The sequence below is a fragment of the Amycolatopsis kentuckyensis genome (genome assembly GCF_041679295.1).
Classification (GTDB): domain Bacteria; phylum Actinomycetota; class Actinomycetes; order Mycobacteriales; family Pseudonocardiaceae; genus Amycolatopsis; species Amycolatopsis kentuckyensis_A.
Genome location: NZ_JBGDMD010000001.1, coordinates 473,769 through 493,201, shown reverse-complemented (window position 1 = coordinate 493,201; position 19,433 = coordinate 473,769). Strand labels below are relative to the sequence as shown.

General features: G+C 71.2%; 17 protein-coding genes. 9 read left to right on the top strand and 8 right to left on the bottom strand.

The window, feature by feature from the left end:
- Nucleotides 1–36 precede the first annotated feature (36 nt).
- Nucleotides 37–888, top strand: coding sequence for a helix-turn-helix transcriptional regulator (locus ACERZO_RS02215; RefSeq protein ID WP_372660818.1), 852 nt, complete (start codon nt 37–39; stop codon nt 886–888).
- 129 nt (nt 889–1,017) lie between these two features.
- Here ACERZO_RS02215 and ACERZO_RS02210 read toward each other — a convergent pair whose 3' ends face one another.
- The gene (locus ACERZO_RS02210) at nt 1,018–2,040 is read right to left on the bottom strand and encodes a ferritin-like domain-containing protein (RefSeq protein ID WP_372660815.1); all 1,023 of its coding nucleotides are present in this window, start codon (nt 2,038–2,040) and stop codon (nt 1,018–1,020) included.
- Nucleotides 2,041–2,185: 145 nt separating this feature from the next.
- Between ACERZO_RS02210 and ACERZO_RS02205 the strand changes: the two genes are divergently transcribed.
- Nucleotides 2,186–3,079 (top strand): RNA polymerase sigma-70 factor, encoded by an 894-nt coding sequence (locus ACERZO_RS02205; RefSeq protein WP_372660812.1) that lies wholly within the window; start codon nt 2,186–2,188, stop codon nt 3,077–3,079.
- A 63-nt stretch (nt 3,080–3,142) separates the two neighbouring features.
- Here the strand turns inward: ACERZO_RS02205 and ACERZO_RS02200 are convergent, their stop codons facing one another.
- From ACERZO_RS02200 to ACERZO_RS02185, 4 genes are all read right to left on the bottom strand, one after another.
- On the bottom strand, nt 3,143–3,511 hold the full coding sequence (locus ACERZO_RS02200; protein WP_372660809.1) for a cupin domain-containing protein: 369 nt from the start codon (nt 3,509–3,511) through the stop codon (nt 3,143–3,145).
- 104 nt (nt 3,512–3,615) lie between these two features.
- The gene (locus tag ACERZO_RS02195; RefSeq protein WP_372660806.1) at nt 3,616–4,200 is read right to left on the bottom strand and encodes a hypothetical protein; all 585 of its coding nucleotides are present in this window, start codon (nt 4,198–4,200) and stop codon (nt 3,616–3,618) included.
- 271 nt (nt 4,201–4,471) lie between these two features.
- On the bottom strand, nt 4,472–4,888 hold the full coding sequence (locus ACERZO_RS02190) for a hypothetical protein (protein WP_372660803.1): 417 nt from the start codon (nt 4,886–4,888) through the stop codon (nt 4,472–4,474).
- Nucleotides 4,889–5,028: 140 nt separating this feature from the next.
- Nucleotides 5,029–6,036, bottom strand: a complete 1,008-nt coding sequence (locus ACERZO_RS02185; RefSeq protein WP_372660800.1) for a helix-turn-helix domain-containing protein — start codon at nt 6,034–6,036, stop codon at nt 5,029–5,031.
- A gap of 156 nt (nt 6,037–6,192) precedes the next feature.
- On the opposite strand from ACERZO_RS02185, the gene ACERZO_RS02180 reads away from it, so the two are divergent.
- The 6 genes from ACERZO_RS02180 to ACERZO_RS02155 all read left to right on the top strand — a co-directional run bounded on the left by ACERZO_RS02180 (nt 6,193) and on the right by ACERZO_RS02155 (nt 12,143).
- Nucleotides 6,193–7,146, top strand: coding sequence for a VOC family protein (locus ACERZO_RS02180; protein ID WP_372660797.1), 954 nt, complete (start codon nt 6,193–6,195; stop codon nt 7,144–7,146).
- Nucleotides 7,147–7,157: 11 nt separating this feature from the next.
- Nucleotides 7,158–8,138, top strand: coding sequence for an alpha/beta fold hydrolase (locus tag ACERZO_RS02175; protein WP_372660794.1), 981 nt, complete (start codon nt 7,158–7,160; stop codon nt 8,136–8,138).
- Nucleotides 8,135–8,269 (top strand): hypothetical protein, encoded by a 135-nt coding sequence (locus tag ACERZO_RS02170; RefSeq protein WP_372660791.1) that lies wholly within the window; start codon nt 8,135–8,137, stop codon nt 8,267–8,269. Before ACERZO_RS02175 ends, ACERZO_RS02170 begins: the two co-directional genes overlap by 4 nt.
- A gap of 68 nt (nt 8,270–8,337) precedes the next feature.
- On the top strand, nt 8,338–9,312 hold the full coding sequence (locus ACERZO_RS02165; RefSeq protein WP_372660789.1) for an acyl-CoA dehydrogenase: 975 nt from the start codon (nt 8,338–8,340) through the stop codon (nt 9,310–9,312).
- Nucleotides 9,312–9,935, top strand: coding sequence for an alpha/beta hydrolase (locus ACERZO_RS02160; RefSeq protein ID WP_372660786.1), 624 nt, complete (start codon nt 9,312–9,314; stop codon nt 9,933–9,935). The genes ACERZO_RS02165 and ACERZO_RS02160 overlap by 1 nt, the downstream gene beginning before the upstream one ends.
- Before the next feature lie 198 nt (nt 9,936–10,133).
- A complete protein-coding gene (locus tag ACERZO_RS02155) occupies nt 10,134–12,143 on the top strand; it encodes an APC family permease (RefSeq protein ID WP_372660784.1) in 2,010 nt (669 codons plus the stop codon).
- 36 nt (nt 12,144–12,179) lie between these two features.
- On the opposite strand, the gene ACERZO_RS02150 is transcribed toward ACERZO_RS02155, so the two are convergent.
- Together ACERZO_RS02150 and ACERZO_RS02145 are read right to left on the bottom strand one after the other, a co-directional pair.
- Nucleotides 12,180–15,176 carry an NACHT domain-containing protein gene (locus ACERZO_RS02150; protein ID WP_372660781.1) on the bottom strand — a complete coding sequence of 999 codons (2,997 nt, stop codon included), beginning with the start codon at nt 15,174–15,176 and terminating at the stop codon, nt 12,180–12,182.
- Nucleotides 15,177–15,272: 96 nt separating this feature from the next.
- Nucleotides 15,273–16,136, bottom strand: coding sequence for an NADP-dependent oxidoreductase (locus tag ACERZO_RS02145; RefSeq protein WP_372660778.1), 864 nt, complete (start codon nt 16,134–16,136; stop codon nt 15,273–15,275).
- A gap of 84 nt (nt 16,137–16,220) precedes the next feature.
- On the opposite strand from ACERZO_RS02145, the gene ACERZO_RS02140 reads away from it, so the two are divergent.
- Nucleotides 16,221–17,150 carry an AraC family transcriptional regulator gene (locus ACERZO_RS02140; protein ID WP_372660776.1) on the top strand — a complete coding sequence of 310 codons (930 nt, stop codon included), beginning with the start codon at nt 16,221–16,223 and terminating at the stop codon, nt 17,148–17,150.
- Between the two features lie 104 nt (nt 17,151–17,254).
- Here ACERZO_RS02140 and ACERZO_RS02135 read toward each other — a convergent pair whose 3' ends face one another.
- A complete protein-coding gene (locus ACERZO_RS02135; RefSeq protein WP_372660773.1) occupies nt 17,255–18,649 on the bottom strand; it encodes a helix-turn-helix domain-containing protein in 1,395 nt (464 codons plus the stop codon).
- Between the last annotated feature and the right edge of the window lie 784 nt (nt 18,650–19,433).

Sequence of the window (19,433 nt, the reverse complement as noted above, 5' to 3'; positions counted from 1 at the left end):
CCTGGTTGCGGCCGCGGCGGGCGCGATACTGGGGGTATGGACCGAGCGGAACTGGCGGCTTTCCTACGGCGGCGCCGGGAGCGGCTGCGCCCCGAAGACGTCGGCCTGCTGCCGGGTGCGCGCCGCCGGACGGCCGGGCTCCGGCGCGAGGAGGTCGCGTCGCTGGCGGCGATGTCGACGGACTACTACACGCGCCTGGAGCAGCAACGCGGTCCGCAGCCGAGCGAGCAGATGCTGGCCGCGCTGGCCCGCGCGCTGCGCCTGACCGACGCCGAGCGCGACTACCTCTTCGAGGTGGCCGGCCGCACGGCCCCCTCCCCCGCGGCGACGGCCGCGCACGTGGCGCCGGCGTTGCTGCGGGTGCTGGACCGGCTGTCGGACACGCCCGCGCTCATCCTGTCCAACCTCGGCGAGGTGCTGGTCCGCAACCGGCTCGCCGAAGCGCTCTACGGCGGCAAAGCCGACCACACCGGGCTCGCGCGCAGCGAGATCTACCGGTGGTTCACCGATCCCGACGAGCGCCTGATCTACCCCGAGGGCGACCGCGACCGCCAGAGCCGGGCCCTGGTCGCGAACCTGCGTGCCGCGCACGGCTCGATGGGCCCGCGCTCGCGTGCCGGGGAGCTGGTGCGGGCGCTGATCCGCGAGAGCGAGGAGTTCGCGCGGCTGTGGGAACGCCACGAAGTCGCGAAGCGGTTCGAGGACCACAAGGTGCTCGTGCACCCGCAGCTCGGCGAGATCGAAGTGGACTGCCAGGCGCTGTTCACCGAAGACCAGTCCCAGGCGTTGCTGGTGTTGACGGCGCCTCCGCGCACGGAGGCGTTCGAGAAGCTGCAGTTGCTGGGCGTGCTGGGCAACGAGCGGTTCGAGGACGCCGCCTCGTCCTGACCGTCGGGCGGCCGGGCATCTCACAGGTTCCGGCCGAGCACCCGGGTCAGCTCCGGCGAGACGGCTCGGTGCCTCGTCGACGTGTTCCAGCCGAGGTCGGTGCCACTGGAGCCGATCACCGCCCGTGGTTCAGTTTCGCTGCTCCGGGGGCACGTACTCGAACGTCGGGCCCGCAGTCGTCTTCCCGTCGCCGGTCGGCGTCTTCATCAGCGCCAGTGCCTGCTTGCGCAAAGCGAACATCGTGCCGACCGCGTCCGTCATCCCGCCCGGGCTGCCGTTGAACGCCTGCTCCAGCTGGAAGAGCAGCAGACTGTACGTCTGGTTGAACTCCTCCTGGGCGACGCGGATCGGGCTGCCTTCGGGATGATCGGCCGTCCGCGGGTCGGGCCGCATCGGCAGCACGCCGTCGAGATCGACCGCGATCCGCTCGCCCGTCGGGCCGGACTGCGGGGTGTCGCCCGTCCGATAACGGCGGCCCACCTTCAGCTCCTGGAACCGGAAGTAGTGCGCCACCTCCTCCCGCTCGGGGTGGAAGACGTCGCGGTCGCCGTCCCACACGTCCGTGCGCGCGGCGCCTTCGCCCTGCTCGACGATCTCCGCCAGCGCGGCCGATGCGGACTTCAGGTCGTGGACCGGGAGCACTTCGCCGCCTCCGCCGCGGAGGTGGAACTCGCCGATCTGCCGGGCCGGGTCGCCGGTGAACACCCGCTCCTCGCCCAGTTCGTCGCACAGCGTGCGCAGCCCCTCCTCGATCGCGGCGTAGAACTGCCCGATCGTGCGGTACTCGTCGGATTGCGGTGGCGCGTCCGCCGACGCCGGCTGCTCGATGCGCAGGAACAGCTCCAGCGCTTCGGGGCCGAACGGCGCCAGGTGGACGTGCACCGACCGGTCGCCGTGGGGCAGCGGGTGCGGGTACGGCGGCAGCAGGTCCGGGGTGTCGAGCTTGGGCGCGCCGCCGACGGCGTTGAGCAGGTTCGCCGCCAGGGCCAGGTGGATCATCTCCTCGGCCAGCACGGTGCCCACGACCTGGGTGGCTTCGGGGTTGCGCGCCGGGTCCAGCGAGTACAGCGCGCACAGGTACGGGGGAATCGTCGCGTGCTCGAGCTCGATCGCCCACTGCAGGTGGCGGCGGAGATCGTCGATCGTGTCCATGCGGTGCTCCGGTTCGTCGGGTCGGTGTCGCCAGCCAAGACCGGACGCCACCGCGGTTTGTGACAGCCGCCGGAGCCGATCTCGTAGAGTGGGGTCCGGCGGCGCTCGCCAGACGACGATGGGACGTGGGGTGGCGGATTCCGGGGTGGGTACCGAACTCGGCGGCGCGGACGGGCTCGAGGCCGCCACGGCGGTGTTCACCCGGGTGCGGCCGCGCCTGTTCGGGATCGCCTACCGCATGCTCGCCAGCGTCGCCGAGGCCGAGGACCTGGTGCAGGACGTCTGGCTGCGGTGGCAGGCGTACGACCGGTCCACAGTGGCCAGTCCGGACGCCTTCCTGGCGACCACGACCACCCGGCTGGCCATCAACGTCCTCCAGTCGGCGCGGAACCGGCGGGAGACCTACATCGGGCCGTGGCTGCCCGAACCGGTCGACACCGGCGCGGACCCGTACCTGGGCGCCGAGCGCGGGGAAGCGCTGGAGTTCGCCACGCTGCTGCTGATGGAGAAGCTCACCCCCGGCGAACGCGCGGCCTACGTCCTGCGGGAAGCCTTCGACTACTCCTACGCGGAAATCGCCGGCATCCTCTCCTCGACCGAAGCCGCGGTGCGCCAGCTCGTCAGCCGGGCCCGCAAGCACCTCAAGGGCGAACGGCACGCGTCGGTGCCCGCGGCCGAACAGCGGGAACTGCTGACGACGTTCCTCGCCGCCGCGCGGTCCGGCGACATGGCCGAGCTGGAACGGCTCTTCACGCCGGACGTGACCAGCCTGTCCGACGGCAACGGCCGCAAGGGTGTCGCCCGCACGCCGGTCGCGGGCGCGGCGCGGGTGGCGAAGTTCCTGCAGGCCATCTCCACCTGGTTCTGGGACGACGTCGACGTGCGGTGGGCGACCACGAACGGGCAGACCTCCGCCGTGCTCCTCCAGAACGGTGTCGTGTACGGCCTGCTCACGGTCGGCGCCACCGCCGAGGGCATCGACCAGGTGCTGTGGCTGGTCAACCCGGAGAAGAACCGGGCCGTGTCCGTCACGGACTGAGCCGCGGCTTCGCCGACCGGCCGGCACCGCGGCTGCCCGGGCCCGCACCGCGGGCCCGGGCCTTCACCTGCGCGACCAGCCCTTCGCCCGGAGTTCGTCTTCGGCCACGAGGTCGACCATCGGCTTGCCCGGCTCGCAGAGCATGGTGACGGTGAACCGCACCGGGACGTCGTCGCGGTTGTTGCCGTCCTGGTAGTGGATGACGTCGCCGCCCGGCTCCCAGAACGCCTCGCCGGCGCGGACCACCCGCGGCGGCTCGCCTTCGAGTTCGAACACCATCTCGCCCGCCAGCACGTAGCCGAAAGCCGGTCCGGGGTGGCGGTGCGGCGGGGTGCCGGGGTCGCCCGGCGGGTACTCGATGACGATCGTCATCGCGTGCGCCCCCTCCGGGACGAACGGCGGTTCGACCTCTTGCAGCACGGTCAATGACATGGAAGACCTCCTCGACGAACGGGTGCACCCGCTAGGACCGGACAGCCGCGCGATCTGTGACTCGCGCGCCACGGGCTCCTCGGCCCGTTTCGCGGCGAACCGGGTCAGGCCTTGAGGTCGAAGCCGGTGACGTACCAGGCGCCGGCGTGCTTCTGCACCGTGAAGCTGAGGCTGAACGAGCCGGTGTCGCCGGTGGCCCCGATGAGTTCGAGATCGCGCAGCGTACGGCCGTCGAGCTTGATCGCCGTGTCCGGCACGGTGACCTTGTCGCCCTTCGCCGGCGCGGCGGTCACCTCGACTTTTCCCTGCGGAGGGAGGTCGACGCCCGGCTTCGCCCAGGCCTCGCGCAGCGACTTGGCGCTCGACAGGGCTTGGGGGTTCTTGCACAGGGTTTCGGCGTCTTTGCCGGCGGGCAGCAGCGGAGCGCCGGAAAGGCAGGCCTCGGTGTAGCGCTCCTCCAGGATCTGGGTGACCCAGAGCTCGAGGGCGGCCCCGGGCGTTTCGGCCCCGGAGGCGGCCGGCGCCGAAGACGACGGGGCCGCGGCGCTCGCCGACGCGGGCGGACCGCCCGCGGCCGCACTCGCCGACCCGGTCACGCGGGCCGGTCCGCACGCCGCGAGCAGCACCATCGGCGGCACCAGTGGGAGGAGCCACCGCTTCGCCGGCCGCACCGTCGTTCCAGCAGTCACGGAATTCCTCCTGGCTCGCCGGTGTGCGCCGGCTCCGAAGCTCGGTCGGGGCGGATCTTGGTGTCCGGCGCCCGGGACCGTCAACCGGCGCCGGGCAAGTTTGCCCCTTTGGTCAGTTTTCGGGTGCCGGATGGCGGTTCCGCGGGCGTGGCCGGTGTCAGGGCTTCTCCGCGACGTCGCGCCGAGGCCTGCGAAGACATGCCCGCCAACAGTGTCAGCGGCTTGGCAAGGTACGCCTGCGTGGTGCAGCGAGGGCGAAGGGCGGCAGCTGTCAGGCCGAACCGCGACCCCGCGCGGCCGCGCGGTAGGCGGCGATCCGGATCCGCAGCCCGCGCAGGTGGACCAGGTCGATGACGAACGTCGGGGCCGGCCGGTACCCCGCCACCGCCTCGTCGGTCCGGCACGGGCCCGACAGGTGGACGAACTCCGCGTCGTACCGCGGCTCCGACCACACCACCGGGTCCCCCGCCGCGGCGTCGGCGCGGCGGGCGCGGGCCAGCCAGTAGACCGGCAGCTTCATGACCTCGCCGAGCGCTTTGTCGAAGGCGGCGAGGTCGGCTTCGGCGATCGCGAGCGCGCGCCCGTTCCACACCCGTGGCGCCCACGAACCGCCGCCGGCGTGGACGAAGGTCGCGGTGTCGCCGGACGACGTGATGGTCCAGTCGGCCACGGTGGTGAGGGTCGGCATCTCGGCTCCCAGCGCTCACGACCCCCAGGTCGGCGCACGATAGTGGATCAGGTCCGTGCGCTGGTACCACCCACCGCCCGCGCCGACACCGAATTCACCCACCGTTCACCTGAAGCACACCTCGGCACCGGGAACGGGCTCTACGGCCGGGGCGACGAGAATCCGGCCGGCCGGCGTTCGGCGACGGCCGACGTCCGCCGGCGGAATTCCGCCGGTGTCAAGCCGTTCTCCCGCTTGAACACCTGCCCGAAGTGGGACGCGCCGGGAAACCCCCACCGCGCGCCGATGGCGGACGCCGGCACGTGTGCGAGTGCCGGGTCGATCAGGTCGAAGCGGCAGCGTTCGAGCCGGCGCTCGCGGATGCGGCGGGACACCGTCGTCCCCGTTCGCTCGAACAAGCTGTGCAACGCCCGCGGCGAAAGGAAGTGCGCCGCCGCGATCCGGCCCGGGTCGAGGTCGGTGTCGGCCAGGTGGCCGTCGATGTAGGCGAGGATCCGCTCAAGCAGGTCCTCGTGCGGGGGCCGCGCGGGGACGTGGTTCCCGAGTTCGCCGCGCAGCATCGTGCCGACGAGGGTCATCAGCGACCGGATGGCGGTGGGCCCGTGCGGGCCGAGCGACTCGAGGTTGCGGTTGACGCTGAGCACCGTGCTCCACACGGTGTCGGTGAGGCCCGGCGCGCAGGCGAACGGCGTCGCCGTGATCTCGGCCAGCGGATCGTCCTGGCGGGTGGTGATCGCGGTCTTGGGGAACCGGATGCAGGTGGAGCGGTAGCCGTCACCGACGGTCAACGTGGCCGGTTTGCCCGAGTCGTACAACGCGAACAGCCCGGGCTTCAACGCGGCCACGCGGCCGTCCTGCGCGATCCGGATCTCGCCGGCGAGCTGCAGGGTGAGCACGTAGAACCCGGCGTCGGCGGGGCGGATCGTGCGATGGTCGCGGTAGGCCGCGTGGCGTCCGGAGGCCATGTCGACGAAGCTGACGCCGTGCAGGTGGCGGTCGCGGACCCGGCCGGTGAACCGGTCCGGCCGGTCGCAGTCGAACTCGAAGCTCAGCACGCTGCGCCGGACGGCGGCCGCCCACGACGTGAGCGTGATCGGTCGCGGCGCGACGCCTTCGAACTGTTCCGGTAGCGCTGTGAATGACGTCATCGTCGCACTCCACGGTCGGTCAGCCCACGGTACCCAGCCGCCCCGCCGCGGACCAGTGCGCTGGTTCGACACGGCCGTGCGCTCGCACGCCACACGCCGGCCCGCCGCGTTCCTACTGTTCGCCCCGGCGGACATCTCAGTGTGGAGGAGCCACCCATGACCTACGTGCAGGGTTCGCACCACGTGACGCTCTCCGTGGCGGACGCCCAGGAAGACGTCGACTTCCACGTCAAGATCCTCGGCATGCGCTTCATCAAGCGCACCGTCCTGTTCGACGGCTCCCTGCCGATCTACCACCTGTACTACTCGAACGCCGCGGGCGACCCGTCGAGCGTGGTCACGACCTTCCCGTGGGCGCAGGCCGGGTTCTTCGGCAAGCGCGGCACCAACCAGGCGCGCGAGGTCCTGCTGTCGGTCCCGGAGCACTCCCTGGACTTCTGGCACGGCCGGCTGACCGAGCACGACGTCGAGGTCACCGACGTCGAACGGTTCGGCAAGCGCCGGCTCGCGTTCCGGCACCCCTCGGGCATCGAATACCTCTTCGTCGGCAACAACGGCGACGAGCGCGTGGGCCACCCCGGCCACGGGGTGCCGCCGGAGCACGCGATCCACGGCATCCACGGCATCGGCGTGCACATGGCCACGCCCGACCGCATGGTCGAGTTCGCCGGCGAGTCGTTCTTCGCCCAGGACGGCCTCGCCGAGGAGGGCGACGTCATCGGGCTGCAGATCGGGGACGCCAAGCACGGCAACCACCTCGAGATCACCGTCAACCGCACCGACGACCAGGGCACGTGGGGCTACGGCGCCGGCACCTACCACCACTTCGCGTGGAACGCCGCCACCCTGGAGAACCAGGACGAGCTGAAGTTCGCGATCGAAGGACGCGGCTACACCGACATCTCCGAGCTCAAGGACCGCAAGTACTTCAAGAGCGTCTACGTGCGCACCCCGAGCGGCGCGCTGTTCGAGCTCGCCGTCACCCACGCCGACGGCGGCTGGACCTGCGACGAGTCCCCGCACGAGCTCGGCACCCGCTTCCAGCTGCCGGAACAGTTCGAGCACCGCCGCGACGAAATCCTGGGCCGGCTGGAACCGATCGACATCTGAGGGCGGCGGCCATGACGGCACCGCACGTGGCCGGCGGGTACGAAGTCACCGTCCGGCGTGGACAGTTCTGGGTACCCGGCGAACGGGTGCGCGCCGAACACGGGACGGTGCAACGGGCGCCGCTGTTCGTGCAGTGGGAGGCGCCGCCGGGAGACGCCCATCCGGTCCCGCTCGTGCTCGTGCACGGGGGCGGCGGGCAGGGCACCGACTGGACCGGCACCCCCGACGGCAGGCCGGGGTGGGCGGCCCGGTTCGTCGAGGCGGGCTTCGCGGTCTACGTCGTCGACCGCTGCGGGCACGGACGCTCGCCGTACCACCCCGACGTGGTCGCCCCGATGGGGCCGCCGTTCCCCTACGAGGCCGCGGAAGCACTCTTCCTGCCCGGCGGCCCCGACCAGACACAATGGACATACGGGCCCGAGCACGTCGACCAGCTCCTCTGCCCGATGGGACCGTTGCCCGCCGACCTGGCCGAGTCGCAACGCCTCGACGCGGACCGCCTGGGCCGGCTGCTCGACCTCGTGGGCGAGGCCGTGCTGGTGACCCACTCGGCGGGCGGCCCGGTCGGCTGGCTGACCGCCGACGTGCGGCCGGACCGGGTCGCGGCCATCGCCGCCATCGAACCGATGGGTCCCCCGTTCGCGCAGTTCCCCGGATTCGGCACGCTGACCTGGGGCCTCACCAGCGCCGAGATCACCTACGACCCACCCGCCGACGACCCGGCCGAGGTCAGCGGGCGGCGCATCCCGGCGCTGGCGGGCAAGCCGGTCGCGGTCGTGACCGGTGGCGCGTCGGCGTTCGCCGGGTTCGCCCCGCAGGTCGTGGCGTTCCTGAACACCGCCGGCGCCGACGCCCGGCAGCTGCACCTGCCGGACTTCGGCATCACCGGCAACGGGCACGGCCTGATCTTCGAGGCGAACTCGGACGAGACCGTGAAACCCGTCATCGACTGGATCCTGGCCACGCTGCGCACCCGAGGACGGACATCGTGAACCACCTGCACGTCAGCGACGAATTCGACGCGGTCCTGGCCCGGCTCGACGCGATCGCGCCGGTCATCGAGGAAACCGCCGAGCAGGGCGAGGCACTCGGCGCGTACCCGACGAGACCGCGAAGGCCCTGAACGGGACCGGCGCGTTCAAGATCGGCATCCCCCGCGAGCTCGGCGGGTACGAGTTCTCGCCGCGCCAAGTGATCGACACGATCGCCAGACTGTCCTATGCGGACGCTTCGGTCGGCTGGGCCTTCATGGCCGTGCAGATGGTCACCGGCACGACGGCCGCCTACCTCGGCCCGGAGGCCGCCGCGGACCTGTACCCGGACGCCGGCCACGGCGACCACCCGCTCATCGCCGGCCAGGGCACCAAACTCGGCACGGCCGTGCGGACCGACGGCGGCTACCGGATCAGCGGGCACTGGCACTTCGCGTCCGGGATCTCGATGGCGACGCACATCCACACCGCCGCGCTCTGCGCGGAAACCGGCGAGGCGCTGGTCTTCACGCTGCCCAAGGAGCAGGCCACCGTGATCGACAACTGGGACGTCATGGGCCTGCGGGCGACCAGCAGCCACGACTACGTGTGCGACGACGTCTTCGTGCCGGAGAGCCACGTCTACGGCATCGCGACCACCGACGTCCGGCACGGCGGCGCGATCTACCGCATGGGGCTGGCGAACATGGCCGGCGTCTGCCACACCGGGTGGGCGCTCGGCGTCGGCCGCCGGATGCTCGACGAGCTGAAGGTGCTGGCGGCCAAGAAGACCGGCAGCCCGGGCGCGTCGGTGGACACCCAGCAGTTCTACGCCGAGTACGCCCAGGCCGAGGCGAAACTGCGCGCGGCGCAGGCGTGGGCGACGGAAGTCTGGGCGGACAACGAAGCCACCCTGGACCGCGGCGAGCCCCTGGACACCGAGCAGGAGACGCTGACGCGGCTGATGCTCAACAACACCACGTGGTCGGTGCACGCCGTGGGCCAGACCGTCTACAAGTGGGCGGCGACGGCGGCCCTGCGGCACGGTGTCCTGCAACGGTTCTTCCGCGACCTGCACGCCGGCACCCAGCACATCACGTCCAGCCCGGTCGTGCTGCAGAACTGCGGCAAGCTGCTCAGCGGCCTCGCGCCCGGCGCGCGGTGGGTGTTTCTGGATCTCCAGGAGACACCCTGATGGCTACCGAGTGGGGCGCCCCGGCGGACCGGGCCGCCCTGGCCGTGCTCGCGGTGCACGGCCGCGGCCAGGACCCGGCTTTCATGCGGGCGACGGCGCAGCGGCTCGGCACGGCGCCGGTGCGGTTCTTCGCGCCGGAAGCCGAGGGGAACACGTGGTACCCGCTGTCGTTCCTGGAGCCGGTCGAGCGCAACCAGCCGGAGCTGGACCGGTCGGTGCGGGTGCTGGAAGCGTGCCTCGACCGTCTCGCCGAGACCGGGTTCGACGGTGAACGTGTGGTGCTGTGGGGCTTTTCCCAGGGCGCCTGCCTGCTGTCGCACCTGGTGCTGAGCGCCCCGCGGCCGGTGGCCGGGCTCGTCCTGTTCACCGGCGGCTACCTCGGCACGACGCCGCCGGCTCCGGACGAGGGGGCCCTGCGCGGAGTTCCCGTGGTGCTGCGCAGCATCGAAGACGACCCGTGGGTTCCCCGGCACCGGGTCGAGGAGACGGCCGCGCTGTTGCGGCAAGCGGGAGCGGAGGTGGACCTGCGCATCGACCCGGGCACCGACCACGTCATCACCGACGAGGCCTGCGCGAGGGCCACCGAGCTGCTCGACGCGGCGGCGAAGCGCGCGTCCGGCTGAGCACCCGGCTTCCGCGGGCGGCTCGACACCGCGCCTTCGGCCTCCGCGCGACCCTAAGCAGGTCGGCTCGGCGGGGAAGGAGCGTTGACGCAACCCTGACGACCGGCCGAGCCACCTATACGTTTTCCTTACGCGCAGCCCGGAATCTTGACGGTTTCCCTATGCCGCTCCCCCGCGCCGTCAGGCACGCTGCGGTACGTGCCGGCACCCACCTCATGGCTCAAACGGCTGGTACTCGGCCGGCCGTTCCGCAGCGACACCCTCGGCGAGACGCTCCTGCCCAAGTGGCTCGCCCTGCCGATCTTCGCCAGCGATCCGCTCTCCTCGGTGGCCTACGCGACCCAGGAGATCCTGCTGATCCTGAGCATCGGCGGCCTGGCGTACCTGACGCTGGCGCCGTGGATCGGGCTCGCCGTCGCGGTCCTGCTCACCGTCGTGGTGATCTCCTACCGGCAGGTCGTGCGGGCCTACCCCAGCGGCGGCGGCTCCTACGAAGTCGCTTCGCGCAACCTCGGCGGCTCGGCGGGGCTCGTCGTGGCCGGCGCGCTGATGGTCGACTACATCATGACCGTCGCCGTGTCGGTCGCGTCCGGCGTAGACAACATCATCTCCGCGGTGCCCGAGCTCAACGACTACCGCATCGCCCTGAACCTCGGCTTCGTCCTGCTGCTGATGGCGATGAACTTGCGCGGCATCCGCGAATCCGGGCGCGCCTTCGCCATCCCGACGTACCTGTTCATCGGCGGGGTCATGCTGATGATCGCGCTCGGCCTCGGCCAGGCCGTCGCCGGCCACCCGCCGGTCGCCGAAAGCGCCGGCTACGACGTGCGTCCCGAGCAGGTTGGCTTGAGCGGCCTGGCGCTGGTGTTCCTGCTGCTGCGGTCCTTCTCCTCCGGGTGCACCGCACTCACCGGCGTCGAGGCGATCTCCAACGGCGTGCCCGCGTTCCGCAAACCCAAGAGCGCCAACGCGGCCAAGACGATGACCGCGATGGGCGCGACCGCGGTCGCCATGTTCGGCGGCATCACCGCGCTCGCGATGATCAGCCACGTCCGGATCGCCGAAAACGCCTGCGACCTCACCGGGTTCCGCGGCGACTGCACCACCGACCCCCAGCGCACCGTGATCAGCCAGATCGCCGCCGCGGTGTTCGGCGGGGACCACTCGGTCCTGTTCTACTTCCTGCAGGCCGCGACCGCGCTGATCCTGATCCTCGCCGCGAACACCGCGTTCAACGGCTTCCCTTTGCTGGCCTCGATCCTGGCCCAGGACCGCTACCTGCCGCGCCAGCTGCACACCCGCGGCGACCGGCTCGCCTTCTCCAACGGGATCGTCGCGCTCGCCCTCGTCGCCGGCATCCTGATCTTCGCCTTCGACGGCTCGACCACCCGCCTGATCCAGCTCTACATCCTCGGCGTCTTCACGTCGTTCACGCTTTGCCAGGCCGGCATGGTCCGGCACTGGAACCGCGCGCTCGCCGACAGCACCGACGCCCGCGAGCGCCGGTCGATCCACCGGTCCCGGCTGATCAACGCCCTCGGCGCGCTCCTGACCGCGATCGTCCTGGTCGTCGTGCTGATCACGAAGTTCACCCACGGCGCCTACCTGGTCGTGATCGCGATCCCGGCACTGTTCGTCCTGATGCGGACGATCCACCGGCACTACACCCACGTCCGCGAGGAACTCCTGCCGGACGACGAGAGCGAGCTGCTGCCCAGCCGCGTCCACGCCATCGTCCTGGTGTCCACTTTGCACAAACCCAGCCAGCGCGCGATCGCGTTCGCCCGGGCCTCCCGGCCCGACACCCTCACCGCGATCACGGTGAACGTCGACGACGCCGACACCCGCGAACTGCAGCGCCAGTGGGAGCAACGCGGGATGAAGCTCCCGCTCAAGGTGATCGAATCGCCCTACCGCGAGATCACCCGGCCGGTCGTGCAGTACGTCAAGAACCTGCGGCGCGCGAGTCCCCGAGACGTCGTGTGCGTCTACATCCCCGAGTACGTCGTCGGCCGCTGGTGGGAGAACATCCTGCACAACCAGAGCTCGCTGCGGCTGAAGGGCCGGCTGCTGTTCGAGCCGGGGATCATGGTGACGAGCGTCCCCTGGCAGCTGCGCTCGACCAGCCGCCGCGACCTCCAGCGCATCCGCCCCCTGCCCGGCGACCTCCGCCGCGGCGTCACGACGCAACGCCAGTCGTCCCGGTGACGCCCGGCGGCGCTCGGCCGGCGAAGATCGTCGCCTTCAGCGGCTCAACGCGGTCACTTCGCCGTTCGCCCACTGCCGGAGCCACGCAGTCCACGCCGGCCCGACGTCGGCGACGCGCGCGTATTCGAGAACGCAGCCGGCGAGGTCTTCGCGGCTGATCACCAGCCGGCCGGTCGCCTTGTCGGCTTGGGTGTGGCGCCGGAAGATCCCGGCGAACAGTGGCAGGCGCGTCCCGATCAACCGCCACACCCCGGACAGCTCGACGGGACGCCAGTTCTCGCGCTCGAACGCGGCCAGCAAGAGGGCGATGAACAGCAGGTAGAACCCGGCCGACGAGGCCTGGCCGCCGGGGGGTGGCGGGAAGTGCTCGCGGACGACGGCGGTTTCGAACGGGGCCAGCAGCTCGGCGAGCGTGTCTCCGGTCCGCTCGTCTTCCAGCTCGTCGGAAGCCAGCAGGTCGGCCAGCACGGTCTGGTCGTCGAACATCGGCCGGCCGATCAGCTCCGGCGACGGGCCGGGCCCGGTCTCGCCGGAGGGCGCGAGCGCTTCGCCGGGCTTGCCGATCTCGGCCAGTCCGGCCGCCACCGGCCACGACATCGGCACCACCGCCTCCGGGTCGTCGGCCAGGCGAGCGAGCATCTCGTGCAGTTCCGGGTGGAGTTCACCGGCGGCGAAGAACATCCGGAGCCACTCCACCAGCGGCCCCGGTGCCTCGTCGTGCCCGGCCACCGGCACCGATACGAGGGCTCGCGGCCCGAGGGTCGCCACGTAGTGACCGGTGGTCACGAACCCACGGCGGCAGAGCCCCGCGAGCACATCCGGGTGAGACCTTCCCAACCGCTCCGCCACGCCGGCGACCAGCGGACGCACCGCGTTCGGGCCGCCGTCCAGGCGCCCGGCCAGGTCGGCCGGCGCGGTCCCGCCCTCCACCCGGACGAGCAGCTCGTCCACGACCGCCGCGCCGGTAGCGGCTTCGACAGCCGAACCGCCGGCGAGGATGCGGGCACACGCGCGCCGCGCGATCGGGACCACCTCACGCGGAGCGCTCAGCACCAACACGAGCAGCTGTGGGTCGAGACTGCGGCCGTAGGCCGCGATGGCGGTCGCGTAGAGCCGGTCGAGCACGCGCGGGCTCGGCCTCATGAACCGCAGGCAGCGCAGCGCGAAATCGAGGTGGATGCGCCGCGAGCTGTCCAGCGCCAGCAGTTCCAGGCAGTCGTCGATCCCGTCCGCCCGGCGGGCGTCGAACTGCTGGATCGCGATCTGCGGCACCACTTCACTGGTGTTGAACCGGATCATCGGCCGGATCATCTCGACCAGGTCCCGGGCACTGTCGCAGTGCCGGACGATGAAGCACGCGGCGAAGTACTCCAGGAAGGTCCGGTGGGTGAACCCGAAAAGCCGCTCGCCCCGCTCGGACGACCCGGTCTGCGCCAGCAGCCAGGCCCGGCCGGCACAGAAGTCGAGGAAGTCCTGAGCCTGGCCGGACGCCGAATCGGCGTCGTCGACGACGTTGCGCTGGAAGTAGTCCTTGATGTTCTGCTTGAGCCGCCCTTCGGGCAGGCCGGCCTGAACGCCGTCGTTGTTGAAGAAGTTGTAAGCCAGCTCCTGGATCAAGTACCGCGTCCGGGTGTTCGACTTGAACGAGACCGGCACCCGGCGAACCCGGTCCCAGCGTTCGAACAACAGCTCCGCGCATTCCTCGTACACCTGCGGCCGGTTCTCCGGGATGTAGCCCTCGTACTCGTAGATCATGCACAGCAGGGACAACATCAGCGGGTTGGTGCGGAGGTCCCCGACGTGCACGCTGTCGTCGAGGAAGTTGCGCGCCCGCTCGTCGGCGCGGAAGGCCCTCGAGCCGGCGACGATCCGGAACCAGCGCTCGACGTAGTGCCGCAGCTGCTCGTCGGTGAAGTCGGGCAGGTGGTAGACGGGGAACGAAGCCGCGTCGAGACGGGCGCGCGGGTAACCCTCTTCCCGGGAGGTCACCACGACGGTGACGAGCGGGTAGCGGCGGCTGAACATCTCGATGGCCGTCACCGTCGTGCGGCGCAGGTCGATGTCGGTGATCTCGTCGAGCCCGTCGAAGACGACGACCGCGAGCCCCAGCCGCAGGATGTCCCGGATGGTCCCGGCGTCGAACTCGGCTTGGGCGAGCACTCGCAGCGTTTCCGCGAGGATGCCGAGGTACGAGTCGGTCGGCGACGGGTGGTCCTTGAGTTCCACGACCATCGGCGCCACCGGGTTTTCGCCGTCCTGCCCGGCGACCCGGTATAGCAGGTTGCGGATGAAGGTGCTCTTCCCCGCACCCGGGTGGCCGACGACCACGAACCGCCGGTCGTCCAGTTCCTCCTCGGCCACCGGCGCCGAGTCCGCCGCTCGGTCGTCCGCGGCGCGGAAATCGGCCCGTGGCGTGAGGAGCCGGGAGACGTAGATCTGCTCGATGGGCACTTGGTGGTCTTCCCGGGAGTGCGGCATGACCAGTTTGGCGTAGCGCGCCCGCATGGCTTGCCGGACCACTCGGATGGCGGCTTGCGCCGCGGCGACCCGGTGCCGCTGCGGGGAGAGCGTCCACCGATCGGCAATCGTCGAGGAGAGGGCCGACCGTTCCGGCGCGCCTTGCCGGAGGCTGGTCGCGTACACCAGGTCGTCAGCACTGAAAGCGTTGTCCTCGTGGAGCTGGCGGACGTGGAGGCGCACGCAGTCGCAGAGGTCGGCCCACAATGCGGCGGCGATGCGCCCGGACTGGTCTTCGGGCAGCTCGAGTTTCTCCGACAACTCCGCGGCAAAGGTTTGGCCGAGGCGTTCGCGTTCCCGGTCGGATCCCTCCGCGTCTTCGGTGATCTCGAGGTACGCGTAGATTTCCAGCAACCCGGCGCACAGCCGCCCGGACAGGTAGGCGGAAATCTTGTCTTCCTGCGCCTTGGCGAGTTTCACCTGGGTCCAGTACGGGGACTTCCGGACCGGCGACGGCGCCGACCGAAGCTTGTGCGCAGCGGCTTTCCAGGCGGGCGCCGAGGCACGGACGGCCATGCCACCCACAGCCTTTGCCGCTGATTGCGCGACAAGAGCCGCCAGCCCCAGTGACATGCCGGCGATGTTACCGAACGACGGGGGGCGGACTTGCTTTCACCGGCAACGGATCGTGACCTTCCCGCGGACGTCGCCGGCCTCGCTTCGGCGGTGTACGTCGGCGAGGCCGTCGAGCGGGTGCGTCTCGGTGACGTCGACCGTCACGGCGCCCGCGTCCACGAGGTGCACCAGCTCGGTCAGCTGGGCCACGTCGTAGCGGACCACCACGTGGGTCGACGTCACGCCGGGCGGTGCGGTCACCGGCGCCGCCGCGGAGACGATCGTGCCGGAGCGGCGCACCGGTGGGGTCCACGGTGGGGGAGTTCCGACCAGGTGGATCAGCACGTCGACGGGCTCGACCGCCGTTGCGACGGACTCCTTGGTGTAGTCGATGATTTCGTCGGCGCCCTGGCGCCGGACGGCGTCGGCGCTGCGCGCGCTCGCCGTGGCGATGACGTGGGCGCCGGCGCGTTTCGCCAGCTGGACGGCGAATCCGCCGATTCCGCCGCCCGCACCGTTGATCAGGACGCGCTGCCCGGCGGACACGTGCGGGACGACGACCTGCCACGCGGTGAGGCCGGCGAGCGGGATGGCCGCGGCGTCCGGCAGGGGGATGCTCGCCGGCGCGGGCACGAGACGTCCGTGCGGCGCGACGGCGTACTCCGCGGCCGCGCCCCGCTCGAGCCAGCCGATGACCGGGCGGCCGGCCACCGTTCCCGCGACGTCCCAGCCGAGGGTGCAGGGCAGTGCGATCGGGAACAGCGACCGCAGGGCCCCGGAGCGCAGAGCGGTCTCGGTCGGGTTGAACGACGTCGCCGCGACCTCGACCAGCACCTCGCCGCCGGCCGGGAGCGGTCGCGGGATGTCGTCGATCTCGATGACCGAGGGGTCGCCGTGGCGGTGGATCCGTGCGCTTCTCATGGAAATCACCCTAGGATCGGACTGGGGAGACACTCCATGCGTCGCAGTCCTCATTCCTTGTCCGATCGTCTCGCGGGAGAGACTGTGGATGTCTTGAGCGACGTGCTCGCCGTGTTGCGCACCGGCGAGCCGCGCTCCGCCCGGGTGGTGTGGAACGCGCCCTGGGGACAGTGGTTCGCGCCGGTGCCGGGCGCCGCCGGGTTCCAGGTGGTGCTGCACGGGACCTGCTGGCTGATCCGGGCCGACGCCGAGCCGCTGCCGCTGACCGCCGGCGACGTCGTCCTCCTCCCCCACGGCCGGGGTCACGCGCTGGCCGACAGCCCGGCGACGCCGATCGGCACCGAGGCGTGCGACCCGGACGATCCCGGGTTCGCCGAGCGGTACGCGGACCGGCCGGAGACAGGCACGGGCCCGAAGACCGTGACGCTCTGCGGTGCCTACCGGCTGGATCCGGCGCAGGTGCACCCGTTGCTGACGAGCCTGCCCGAGGTCGTGCACCTGCCCGCCCGGCTCGACCACGATCTCCGCGCCGTCGTCGACCTGCTGTGCGCCGAGCTGGAACGCCCGCGGCTCGGCTCGGACGCGCTGATCCCGGCCCTGCTCGACGCGCTGCTGCTGTACCTCCTGCGCGCCTGGTTCGACGAGCGCGCCACGACGGCCGGGACCGGCTGGGCCGCGGCGTTGCGAGACCCCGCGGTCAGCGCGGCGCTGCACGCGATCCACCGCGACCCGGCGCACCCCTGGACCGTGGCGGGCCTCGCGGCCCGGGCCGGGCTGTCCCGGGCGCCGTTCGCGCGCAGGTTCACCGAGAAGGTCGGCCGGCCCCCGCTCACCTACCTGACCTGGTGGCGGCTGACGCTGGCCGCAAGGATGCTGCGCGACACCGACGCCCCGCTGCGCGTGATCGCCGGGAAGAGCGGCTACACCTCGGAGTTCGCCTTCGCCAAGGCCTTCCGGCGGCACTACGGCACCGCACCCGGCAAACTGCGCTCGGCCCGCTCCGGGCCGGAGTGATCACCGGCTCAGGCCGCCGCTTTCGGGCCGCGGTGCAGCGGCGGCGGCTCGCCGGACCGCACGGCGGTCCCCCCGCCGTGCGGTCCGGCGTCAGCGGCCGGTGGTCACACCTGGATACCCAGGACCGTCGTCGCGCGCTGGCGGACGTTCTCGAGGTCGGCCAGCGGATCGCTCGTCTCCGACACGCTCACCGCGAACGTGCGGACGAACGGGTTGATCCGGAACACCGCCGCCCGTGCCGAGTCGTAGTGGACCGAGATGATCTGCCACTCCATGAGGTACTCGATCATCCGCTCGGCGTCGTCGACCGAGGTGCCGAGCACCGCCGCCGCCATGTCCAACGTGAACTCGTCGGCGTGGATGTGCGACAGCGCGCACAACGCCCGCTGCGTGTCCGGGGACAGCTCGTCGTACAGCGCGTAGAACCGGCCGCTGAGGTCCATCCGGCAGGACCCGATCAGCTCCTTCCTCGTGCGCGGGTTGATCAGCGCCGTGAACATCCGGTGCAGTGTCCAATGAGGATTGCGCAGCAGCCGGCCGCTCACCCACTGCAGTGCGAGCGGGAGCCCGCCGCACAGGGTGGCCAGCCCGATCGCCGCGTCGTACTCGTCCCTGATCCGCTGCTCGCCGAGCGCCGCCGCCAGCAGGGCCACCGACAGGCCGACCGACAGCGGCTCGACCGAGACCGTCGGCATGCCCGCCTGCGCCGGGAACCGGCGCCGGCACACCGCGAGCACCGCGCTCGCGCTGACACCCGGCAGCACCGACCGCACCTGGGCTTCGCTGACAACCTTGTCGAGGACGATCAAGAGCCGCCGGCCGGCCAGGAAGCTCCGCAGCGCCGCCGCCGCGGATTCGAGGTCCGCGCCCTCCGCCACCGGTGCCCCGACCGAACGCGACAACCGCCGCACGACGTCGAGCGGGCCCATCGCCGACTGGCCGTCCGGGCTGAGGTCGATGAACAGCTGACCGTCCGGGAACAGGTGCCGCCACTTGTAGGCCGCGTGCACCGCCGCCGTCGTCTTGCCCACCCACGGCGACCCGACGATGAACGCGGTGTTGCCGTTGGCGGGGGCCAACGTCTCGGCCGCGGCCACCGACTGCAGGAAGTCGTCGAGCGCCGGGTAGTCCGGCTGCGTGTTCGGCAACCCCGGCAGCCGGGGCGGCAACTCGCAGATCCGGCCCGGGTCCGCCGCCTCGAAGCGGGCCGCGTCGTGACCGCAGCGGACCGCGCCGGGCCCGGCGTGCGGCAGCGACACCTGCAACGTGGACTTGCGGGCGACGTGGACGAGCCGAGCGGTGTCGTGCTCGTCCAGGCGCATGCCGCTGGCCAGCAGTTCCACCGTCTTGCGTTGCGGGCGGCGGGTCCGGCCCCGCTCGAGGTCGCTGATCGCCCGCACACTGATGCCCGACGCCTCCGCCAATTCTTCCTGCGTGACACCGGATTTGATGCGCAATCTCCGCAATTCAACCCTGAATGATTCGTTGGATTCGAACACAAGGCCCCCAGTTGATTTCCCCGCGCGTCCGCCCGGGAAAACCCGGACGCACCCGCGAGCACCCTTGACCGGCGACCGCTTGCCCCCCAGCCGTCGCCACCCGACAACGCCCCGGCCCGCGATCACCGATTGCGCACACCCCGACACCCGACGGAGTGCACGATCCGATCAATTCAGTGCAAGCTGAATTTCACCCCAGTTACCAACCCCCCAGTTTTTCACTTGTACCACAGTACCGTGATCTCCCTGCCCGGAGATCACGTCGTGGAATTCTCTGGTCGCCGGACCCCCGGCACCGAGGGTGCCCGGACGACCCGGCGAGAGCAAGGGATCAAGCGGACGTCGGCGAACGGCCGCGCAGCGCACGGCCGGCCGCGAGCCGGAACTCAGCGGCACGGGAAGGGAAATCCGGAGACCCGTCCCGGTCACCGGGCAGCTCCGGGTGGCGCGCACACAGCTGGGCGGCGTCGGAAGACTGAGGCCGACTGTCGATCTCCATATGGCGCACCCTCGGAGGGTCTCGTTCGGAAGATATGAGTTTGTCTATCAACGCGTCTGACATGTTGTCAAGGCACCTATGTCGGCTAAGTCCGTTTTATCCAAGTTCACCCGGGAGCCCGGGAGAACCGCCGCGCCGGACCGGAAGGAACACCTCCGGAACGTGCACCGAAACCGCCGGAACACTGCTGCCGTTCTCTCAGGTGTCCGGCCCGCGGCGAGCCAATAAGGTCGTCGGTGACGTCGAGTTCGAGTTTCTTTCCCCGTCAGGCCACTCGAGGTGACC

Bases quoted from the DNA above. Each gene is read 5' to 3' on its own strand.
- ACERZO_RS02215 (WP_372660818.1), top strand. From the start codon at position 37: ATGGACCGAGCGGAACTGGCGGCTTTCCTACGGCGGCGCCGGGAGCGG.
- ACERZO_RS02210 (WP_372660815.1), bottom strand. From the start codon at position 2,040: ATGGACACGATCGACGATCTCCGCCGCCACCTGCAGTGGGCGATCGAG.
- ACERZO_RS02200 (WP_372660809.1), bottom strand. From the start codon at position 3,511: ATGTCATTGACCGTGCTGCAAGAGGTCGAACCGCCGTTCGTCCCGGAG.
- ACERZO_RS02190 (WP_372660803.1), bottom strand. From the start codon at position 4,888: ATGCCGACCCTCACCACCGTGGCCGACTGGACCATCACGTCGTCCGGC.
- ACERZO_RS02185 (WP_372660800.1), bottom strand. From the start codon at position 6,036: ATGACGTCATTCACAGCGCTACCGGAACAGTTCGAAGGCGTCGCGCCG.
- ACERZO_RS02180 (WP_372660797.1), top strand. From the start codon at position 6,193: ATGACCTACGTGCAGGGTTCGCACCACGTGACGCTCTCCGTGGCGGAC.
- ACERZO_RS02175 (WP_372660794.1), top strand. From the start codon at position 7,158: ATGACGGCACCGCACGTGGCCGGCGGGTACGAAGTCACCGTCCGGCGT.
- ACERZO_RS02160 (WP_372660786.1), top strand. From the start codon at position 9,312: ATGGCTACCGAGTGGGGCGCCCCGGCGGACCGGGCCGCCCTGGCCGTG.
- ACERZO_RS02150 (WP_372660781.1), bottom strand. From the start codon at position 15,176: ATGGCCGTCCGTGCCTCGGCGCCCGCCTGGAAAGCCGCTGCGCACAAG.
- ACERZO_RS02145 (WP_372660778.1), bottom strand. From the start codon at position 16,136: ATGAGAAGCGCACGGATCCACCGCCACGGCGACCCCTCGGTCATCGAG.